At 57.4% G+C, this 8,351-nt stretch carries 10 protein-coding genes and 1 pseudogene; 6 read left to right on the plus strand and 5 right to left on the minus strand.

Features of this window, described 5'->3' with window-relative positions:
• Nucleotides 1-254: pseudogene (locus tag ACXJ5O_RS13495) on the plus strand (RNA degradosome polyphosphate kinase); the annotation flags it as partial.
• Entirely contained in the window at nt 251-1,759 is a 1,509-nt protein-coding gene (gene ppx, locus ACXJ5O_RS13500) for an exopolyphosphatase (protein ID WP_457300335.1), read from the plus strand. The pseudogene ACXJ5O_RS13495 and the gene ppx, both read left to right, overlap by 4 nt.
• A 21-nt stretch (nt 1,760-1,780) precedes the next feature.
• On the opposite strand, the gene purQ is transcribed toward ppx, so the two are convergent.
• From purQ to purC, 4 genes are read right to left on the minus strand one after another with little or no spacing between them, the layout of a single operon-like run.
• Nucleotides 1,781-2,449, minus strand: coding sequence for a phosphoribosylformylglycinamidine synthase subunit PurQ (gene purQ / locus ACXJ5O_RS13505; RefSeq protein WP_112530808.1), 669 nt, complete (start codon nt 2,447-2,449; stop codon nt 1,781-1,783).
• Nucleotides 2,446-2,703 (minus strand): hypothetical protein, encoded by a 258-nt coding sequence (locus ACXJ5O_RS13510; RefSeq protein WP_457300336.1) that lies wholly within the window; start codon nt 2,701-2,703, stop codon nt 2,446-2,448. Before ACXJ5O_RS13510 ends, purQ begins: the two co-directional genes overlap by 4 nt.
• Before the next feature lie 20 nt (nt 2,704-2,723).
• Complete coding sequence (purS, locus tag ACXJ5O_RS13515; RefSeq protein ID WP_106716990.1) at nt 2,724-2,963, minus strand: phosphoribosylformylglycinamidine synthase subunit PurS; 240 nt, start codon at nt 2,961-2,963, stop codon at nt 2,724-2,726.
• Nucleotides 2,964-2,982: 19 nt separating this feature from the next.
• Entirely contained in the window at nt 2,983-3,747 is a 765-nt protein-coding gene (purC, locus tag ACXJ5O_RS13520; RefSeq protein ID WP_112530810.1) for a phosphoribosylaminoimidazolesuccinocarboxamide synthase, read from the minus strand.
• Nucleotides 3,748-4,056: 309 nt separating this feature from the next.
• Between purC and ACXJ5O_RS13525 the strand changes: the two genes are divergently transcribed.
• Both ACXJ5O_RS13525 and ACXJ5O_RS13530 read left to right on the plus strand, forming a co-directional pair.
• Nucleotides 4,057-4,377 carry a DUF1476 domain-containing protein gene (locus ACXJ5O_RS13525; protein WP_457300337.1) on the plus strand — a complete coding sequence of 107 codons (321 nt, stop codon included), beginning with the start codon at nt 4,057-4,059 and terminating at the stop codon, nt 4,375-4,377.
• An 88-nt stretch (nt 4,378-4,465) separates the two neighbouring features.
• Entirely contained in the window at nt 4,466-5,179 is a 714-nt protein-coding gene (locus ACXJ5O_RS13530; RefSeq protein WP_457300338.1) for a class I SAM-dependent methyltransferase, read from the plus strand.
• A gap of 6 nt (nt 5,180-5,185) precedes the next feature.
• Here ACXJ5O_RS13530 and ACXJ5O_RS13535 read toward each other — a convergent pair whose 3' ends face one another.
• Entirely contained in the window at nt 5,186-6,145 is a 960-nt protein-coding gene (locus tag ACXJ5O_RS13535) for a GGDEF domain-containing protein (RefSeq protein WP_457300339.1), read from the minus strand.
• A 186-nt stretch (nt 6,146-6,331) separates the two neighbouring features.
• On the opposite strand from ACXJ5O_RS13535, the gene ACXJ5O_RS13540 reads away from it, so the two are divergent.
• Nucleotides 6,332-7,096 carry an HpcH/HpaI aldolase family protein gene (locus ACXJ5O_RS13540; protein ID WP_457300340.1) on the plus strand — a complete coding sequence of 255 codons (765 nt, stop codon included), beginning with the start codon at nt 6,332-6,334 and terminating at the stop codon, nt 7,094-7,096.
• Between the two features lie 107 nt (nt 7,097-7,203).
• Nucleotides 7,204-8,217 carry a serine hydrolase domain-containing protein gene (locus tag ACXJ5O_RS13545; protein ID WP_457300341.1) on the plus strand — a complete coding sequence of 338 codons (1,014 nt, stop codon included), beginning with the start codon at nt 7,204-7,206 and terminating at the stop codon, nt 8,215-8,217.
• Nucleotides 8,218-8,351 lie beyond the last annotated feature (134 nt).

Raw genomic sequence — 8,351 nt, forward strand, 5'->3', positions numbered from 1 at the left:
CCAATCCAACAGTGCACCAACAGGTTCTTTCACAGATTATGTTGGCGAACCTTCTCGACAATCAGCAGAGTTACGAGTTACTAGCAGACGGAACGTCACGCCGGATCACACCTGCTGACGGGGAAGAAGCTTTTAACGCACAGGAATATTTCATGACAAATCCCAGCCTTTCAGGCCGTGGCAAGTCGCTGAAGTCTTCAGCACCGCGATTGATTGCGCATCGCAAGCGGTCAAAGAGAAATAAGGCTGCATGATATCGGCTGCACAAGGACGCGTGCAGGGGCGTCAACCAGCTGCTGTCATCGATATCGGTTCGAACTCTGTACGTTTGGTGGTGTATGAAGGCGTAAACCGGTCTCCCACCGTTCTATTCAATGAGAAGATACTCTGCGGCCTCGGCAAGGGGCTGGCGAAAACCGGCAAGCTGAATGCGAAGGCAGTACAAAGCGCGCTGCGTGCTTTGCGTCGTTTTCGCGCGCTGGCCGATCAGGCCGGGGCAGTTTCACTCGACGTTCTCGCGACAGCTGCAGCGCGCGAGGCCGAGAACGGCTCACAATTCATCCGGGAAGCCGAAGCGTTGCTCAAGGAGCCGATAAAGGTACTTTCGGGCAGGGAAGAGGCTTATTTCTCCGCGCTTGGCATTATTTCTGGCTTCCATGATCCGGACGGCATTGCCGGCGATCTTGGCGGCGGCAGTCTGGAACTTGTCGATATCAAGGGCAGTCAGATCGGCGATGGCATCACCCTGCCGCTCGGCGGTCTGCGCCTGCAGGATATGTCCGACGGCGATTTGAACAAAGCCTCGGAACTTGCAAGGAAACATCTCGCCTCGGCAAAGCTGCTCGGCAATGGCAAGGGCAGGGCTTTTTATGCGGTTGGCGGCACATGGCGAAATCTCGCCAAGCTGCACATGAGCGCAAAGCACTACCCGCTTCACGTCATGCATCATTATGAGATCCCGTTCGATGAAGCCCAACGCTTCCTCAAGCTCGTTGCGGCGGGCGATCTCGATTATATGCGCGGCATCGAGGACGTTTCCAAAAACCGCCGTTCGCTCCTGTCCTACGGTGCCATAGCCCTTCTCGAAACCATCCGGTTGATGCGGCCTTCCAAGGTCGTCTTCTCGGCGATTGGCGTGCGCGAGGGTTTTCTCTACTCGCTCCTGTCGGAGAGCGATCGATTGGAGGACCCGCTCATCTCGGCAGCAGAAGAACTGGCGGTCTTACGCGCCCGGTCGCCGGCCTATGCGCGGGAGCTGGCGGAGTGGAGTGGCGAGGCGTTTGCCGCTCTCGGCTATGAAGAAACCGAGGATGAAAAACGCTATCGTCGCGCCGCCTGTCTGGTTGCGGATATCAGCTGGCGCGCACATCCGGATTATCGCGGAAACCAGGCGCTGAACATGATTTCAAATGCCTCCTTCATCGGCATCGATCATCCCGGACGCGCCTATATTGCGCTCGCCAATTTCTTCCGGCACGAGGGCGTTTCCAATAGTGTTGCCGACCCGGAACTTGCTGCCATAGCTACGCCCCGATTGCTGGAATATTCGAAGATTCTCGCCGGGATCATGCGTATCACCTATCCATTTTCCGCATCCATGGCGGGCGTGGTCCCGAAGCTTTCCTGGAGGTCCACAGCCGAGGGCCTCGATCTTGTGGTCGACAAGAGCAAGGCTGACCTGATCGGCGACGTAACGGAGGGCCGCCTGCAACATCTGGCAAGGCTGACCGGCAAGAATATCAGGATGGTTATCAGCTAAAACGCTGAGGATGCGCTGCGGTCAGGCGGCGATGCCCAGCACGCCCGTGAAGAGCGCACGGCCGTCGGTGCCGCCATGAGCCGCTTCGATCAGGTTTTCCGGATGTGGCATCAGCCCTAGCACGTTACCATTCTTGTTGATGATACCTGCGATGTCGTTCATCGAGCCGTTCGGGTTGGTGCCCTCGGCATAACGGAACACCACCTGGCCATCGCCTTCGATGCGCGCCAGCGTCTCGGCGTCCGCAAAATAGTTGCCATCATGATGCGCGACAGGGCACTGGATGATCTGACCATGCGAATAGCCGCGGGTGAACGGCGTATTGGCATTGGTGACTTCGAGTTTCACCTGGCGGCAAACGAATTTCAGCGAGGCATTGCGCATCAGCGCACCGGGCAGGAGACCGGCTTCCACGAGAATCTGGAAGCCGTTGCATACGCCCATCACCATGACGCCTTTGTTGGCCTTCTCGCGGATCGCTTCCATCACGGGCATGCGCGCGGCGATGGCGCCGCAGCGCAGATAATCGCCATAGGAAAAGCCGCCGGGGATGACGATCAGATCGACATCGGGAATTTCCGTGTCCGTCTGCCACACCGTATGCGGTGCAACGCCGGAAATCTTCGTCAACGCCGCAATCATGTCGCGGTCGCGGTTAAGGCCGGGAAGGAGTACGACTGCTGATTTCATGGGTGCGGTTCAAACCTTGCTTGTGCTTCTGCGAATTCCCGAAGGTCGAGACGATTTTCAATGCGTTCGAGACGGTCGACGATCTGGCCGACAGTACCGTGCAGATTATTCACGTCGCCCTGCAACATATGAAGATGGTTACGGATGCTAACGTTATCCTGTCGCAACTCCCGCACATTATCCTTTATAGAGGATACGTCCGTCTGCACCTTCCTCAACACTTCGTAAATCAAATCTTCCGTCACTTCGACCATGGCGAATCCTTGAAAAGTCATCAATCAATAGCGAAACTATAGTCCTCGATCACCGTATTGGCGAGGAGCTTTTCGCACATTGCCTTGAGGTTCGCTTCGGCCTTTGCCTTGTCGCTCGTATCAAGTTCGACGTCGAAAACCTTGCCCTGGCGAACCGAGCCGACGCCCTCGAAACCGAGGCTACCGAGAGCACCGACGATCGCCTTGCCCTGCGGGTCAAGAACGCCATTCTTCAAGGTTACAGTGACACGTGCCTTCATCGATCTGTCTTCTCCGGTGTTACTTGACCAATACGGGCCCCGCAGGCCGCGTCGGTTCGTTTTCATTCATGATGCCGAGACGGCGCGCGACTTCCTGATAGGCCTCGATCAGGCCGCCCATATCGCGGCGAAACCGGTCCTTGTCCATCTTCTCGCTCGTCTGCGCGTCCCACAGCCGGGCGCTGTCCGGCGAGAATTCGTCGGCAAGAACGATGCGCATCATTTCGCCTTCGTAAAGCCGGCCGCACTCAATCTTGAAATCGACGAGCTGGATGCCGACGCCTAGAAACAGTCCGCTCAAAAAGTCGTTGATGCGGATGGCGAGCGCCATGATGTCATCGATCTCCTGCGGTGCAGCCCAGCCGAAGGCCGTAATGTGCTCCTCGGAGACCATCGGGTCATCGAGCTCATCGTTCTTGTAGTAGAACTCGATGATCGAGCGGGGCAGCACGGTGCCTTCCTCGATGCCGAGGCGCTTTGCCAGCGAGCCGGCCGCGATATTGCGCACGACGACCTGCAGCGGGATGATCTCGACTTCCTTGATCAGCTGCTCGCGCATGTTCATGCGGCGTATAAAGTGCGTCGGAATGCCCATGCGGTTGAGCTGGGTGAATATATATTCGGAAATGCGGTTGTTGAGGACGCCCTTGCCGTCGATTACTTGGGTTTTCTTGGGGTGAAGCACAGTTGTGTCGTCTTTGAAATGCTGGACGAGTGTGCCTGGTTCTGGTCCTTCGTAAAGGATCTTTGCTTTGCCTTCGTAGACACGGCGGCGACGGTTCATTGCGGATTCTCTGGTATTGGAGTTATCGGTCGGCCTTGGGTCTTGGCCGTCATGTTGGCGCGCTAACTATCGCAAAAGCAAGCATTCTACAATGATCCTTTATGGAGCTCCCCTGTTTTATGGGTTATATGCTGGTTCTACGACAATATGAAACTAGTCGATGCAGGGATGGTCGATTGAGCCTTTTGATTTTGCACGGAATGGTTATATGGGAATCGATAAAGACAAAAACATCGGGACCTGCCTGAAAAACGCCTGATACATGACTGTATTACTAGTTAACGACACAATTTGCGGGAGCAAGAGAGGATGACAATGCAAGATCGCGAAAACGCCTTTGAAAACAAGTATGCGCATGACGCAGAAGTGCGTTTCAGGGCGGAGGCCCGGCGTAACAAGCTTCTCGGGATCTGGGCGGCGGAAAAGCTCGGCAAGGCCGATGAAGCCGCCGAAGCCTATGTGAAAGAGGTCATCAAGGCGGATTTCCAGGAAGCTGGCGACGACGATGTCTTCCGCAAGATCCGTGCGGATTTCGATGCTGCCGGTATCGACACGTCCGACCATCGCATCCGCCGCAAGATGGAAGAGCTGATGATCGAGGCCATACAGCAAATCGAAGGCGCTCCCTGATTTCCTGCCGCCCCTTTAGAACCGCAAAGAAGCCGCCCACCGGGCGGCTTTTTGTCCCTAAGACGCCTCGGCCATTTGGAGATTCCCCGTGGTAGAAACTTCCTCTGCAAAGTTCGACGCAGCCCGTGCCAATGAATATGCTCGACAAAGCCGGATCGCACTCGCAGGCTACGACGCATGCCACGAGCTTACCGCCTGCATGCTGGCTGCACATCTCGGACATGATCGACCGGCTCGAATTCTGGTCGTAGGCGCCGGAGGAACCGCGGGCGAGATCATCGCCTCAGCTAAGCTCGGGCCGAATTGGGATTTTGTCGCAGTCGATCCATCCGCGCCCATGCTGGAGCTTGCACAGAGGAATATTGTCGAAGCCGGCATTCAAACCCGGGTGCAGTGCATGCTGGGCAACGTCTCCGACATATCGGTTCAAGAGCCGTTCGATGCGGCAGTGATGATCGGCGTGCTGCACCATCTGCCGGGCACGCAGATGAAGGCCGATATTCTGAAAGAAGTATCGACACGGCTAAAGCCGGGTGCGCCGTTCGTCGTCGCGGGCAACTATCGCACATATGCATCTCAGCCCGTGCTCATGGCGGCATGGGCCGAGAGGTGGCGGCTGCATGGTGCGAGCTCCTCCGAGATAGAGGCTAAAATGGCAAAGATTCTGCAGGGCGCTGACCCGCCCGCGTCCGAAGAAGCCGTATTCGCGCTCCTGTCGGCTGCGGGTTTCGAAGCACCTTTGCGTTTCTTTTCGAGCCTGTTCTGGGGTGCATGGCTTGCGCAACGCGCTCGGGCGGATTGATCAGCGTCAAATTACGCTGATATGGTTTCGCCCGCCGAGCTTCGCCTCATAGAGCGCAAGGTCAGCGCGGGCGAAAAGGTCTTGTGCCGTATCGTCCGCCCGCAATGCCGTGATCCCAACCGAACATGTATAAGCAAGGTCAGGCCAATCCTGCAAAGGGCGGGCCATTCTGATCCGCTCCAGCACGCGCTCAAGAATGCCGATGCCGGTTTCGAGCGGCGTCTCGGGCAGGATCAGCATGAATTCCTCACCGCCGATCCGTCCGAAACAATCAAGCCGCCGCACAAAACTATGCGCGTGCCGGGCGAAATCCAGCAAAACCTGATCACCCGCCTGATGCCCGTAACGATCGTTGATCGCCTTGAAATGATCGATATCGAGCACCGCAACACAGCCTTTGACGACCCCGTCAGCTGGCAATTCGCGCCTTGTCAGCTCCTCGAGCCGGGTCATGATGAAACGCCGGTTGCCGACGCCGGTCAGCTCGTCCGTCTGCGAAGCGCGCAGTGCGAGATCGCGGTCCTGCCGCAAGCGGCGGTCATTCGTGCGTAATGGCGTAATATCGTTGGCGATGCAGAGCATCCAGCCGTTCTGCTGGACTGTTTCCGTCATCCAGAGCCAGCGGCCATCGACCACATCTGTCTCAAAAGCGCGAAACGGCACCTTTCCCCGGCGCGACTGCGTCGATATCAGCCACTCATCGAAATTTTTGGTTGCGAGGACCGTCCCGAGCCCGGCCTCGAAATTCCGGCGCATCAGGGCACCCCAGGCGACCTCTTCGCCGGGTGCGATATGATATGCCGCCCGCCAGCTCTTGTTGGCATAGCGCAAGACATCATTTTGGTCGTAGAGAGCGATGAGAACCTGGCTTTCATCCTGCGATAGCAGGAGGTTGTAGAGAACTTCGTCTCTTAGCCCAGTCTCTTCTATGAATTTCTGCTCGTTTCCATCATGGAAAACTGTCATCTGCACCATAATTGCTTTGGTGATAGGACTCATATCACCGCTAGTTTACACGATTTCGACCTTACAATCGATTCCGTCACGCATTCGTTCCAAACGTGCTTGGCAAATGAGAATTTCACCATCGCCCTTGACCAGTCTGCTCTCAGCTTCCCATACTCGCGCAAAACACCACACGAGGAATCTCCCATGTCGCTCGCATCGCGTCTGAAATCCGGCGAAATCATTTATTCTGGCTGGTCGCATCTGACCGATCCATTTGCCATGGAGGCACTCGCCCGCACACCGCTGGATGCTGTGCTCTTCGATATGCAGCATGGCCCGCACGATACGGCGAGCGTCGCCGCGCTTACCGGCATCCTGCGCAGCGCCCAAAAGCATGCGCTGGTCCGCATTCCCGTCGGTCGTTTCGACATGGCGAGCCGCGCGCTGGATTTCGGCGTCGAGGGCGTCGTCGCGCCGATGATCAACAGCGTCCACGATGCAAAGCTTTTTGCAGCCGCGATGAAATATCCGCCGCTCGGCGAACGCTCCTGGGGTCAGATGCGCGGACGCCCCGCGAGCTACGGCGCGGGCGGCTCCGGCGGCTATTTGCGCGAGGTGAATGATGAGACGCTCTCCTTCGCCATGATCGAGACCCGCGCCGCCTATGAGGCGCTGGATTACATTCTTGAGGTGGATGGTATCGATGGCGTGTTCGTGGGCCCGTCGGATTTCTCCATAGCCTGGAGCGACGGTCAGGAAGTGGATGCAGCTTCCGAGGCCATCATCGAGCCGTTGATGCAGATCGCGGCGAAGACCAAGGCGGCAGGCAAACTCTGCGCGATCTACGCTGCGACTCCGGCGCTGGCAAAACGCTTCGCTGGTCTCGGCTATACGTATATTCCTCTTTCCGTCGATACGGCCTATCTGACCCTTGGCGTGCAGACATTCCTTGACGCGATCGAGGGGTAGGTCCACGATCACATGCATGTGACAGCTTGTGTGTTGCTGCGGCTCGCGCCTTTCATCAATCTCGGCGAATGAAAAACGTGTCTCCAATCGGCCGCCGAGCATTGTTGATGACGTCTCTCGCCGCCGTCGCATTTGCATCGCGCGGGGCCATGTCCCAGCCCGCCGCCGCCAAGTTGGACAAGGCGACCATCGATACCATCATGGAGGCGGCAAACGGCTTCCCGTCCCTCCATACGCTGATCATCTCGCGGCATGGCGATCTTGAGCTGGAACACGTTTTCCGCGGGCCTGCCGCCGACCGGCCGGTGAATGTGAAATCCGTTTCCAAAACGATTATCGCCACGCTTGTCGGGATTGCTATCGATCGCCGCGTGTTCGAGGGGCTGGATCAACCCATTGCGCCAATGCTCGCAGACAAGTTGCCGCGCGACGCGGATCCCAGATTGCAGGCCGTGACAATTGGCAATCTGTTGTCGATGCAATCGGGTCTCGATCGCACCTCGGGGCCGAATTACGGCCGCTGGGTCGGAAGCAATGATTGGGTCCGCTATGCTCTGTCGCGCGAGTTCGTCGATGAGCCCGGCGGCGGGATGCTCTACTCCACCGGCAACTCCCACCTTCTTTCAGCGCTGCTGACGCGCAAGACCGGACGCTCAACATTGGAGAACGCCAGGGAGTGGCTGGGCAAACTGCTTGAAATCAATATCCCGCCTTGGCCGCGCGATCCGCAAGGCATCTATTTCGGCGGCAACGACATGCTGCTTTCGCCCCGTGCCATGCGCGCATTGGGTGAAATGTTTTTGGCATCCGGTGCAAGCGGCGGCAGGCAGATCGTACCGAAGGCATGGGTCGAGGAATCGTGGAAGCCAAGAACGAGTTCGCCGTTTACAGGCGACGCCTACGGGCTTGGCTGGTTCGTGTCTGACGCCGCAAGTGGCAAGCCGATTTACTACGCCTGGGGCTATGGCGGTCAGATGATCTATGTAGTGCCGCACGTCTCGCTTGTGGTTGTTATGACATCCGACCTTGCAACACCCTCCGGACGATCGGGTTATGTGCGGCAACTGCACGATATGGTGCGCGAGCGTATCGTGCCTGCTGCTGAAGCCCTCGACAGCTAGGCATTTCAGGTTTCGACTGAAATGCACATCCCTCTCCGTCATCCTCGGGCTTGACCCGAGGACCCATTGGGACGCTCAAAATAATAGTGCTGCGTTGGTGTTTCTTCAGAAAGTGTGGGTCMTCGGGTCAAGCC

The organism is Phyllobacterium sp. P5_D12 (assembly GCF_054049495.1).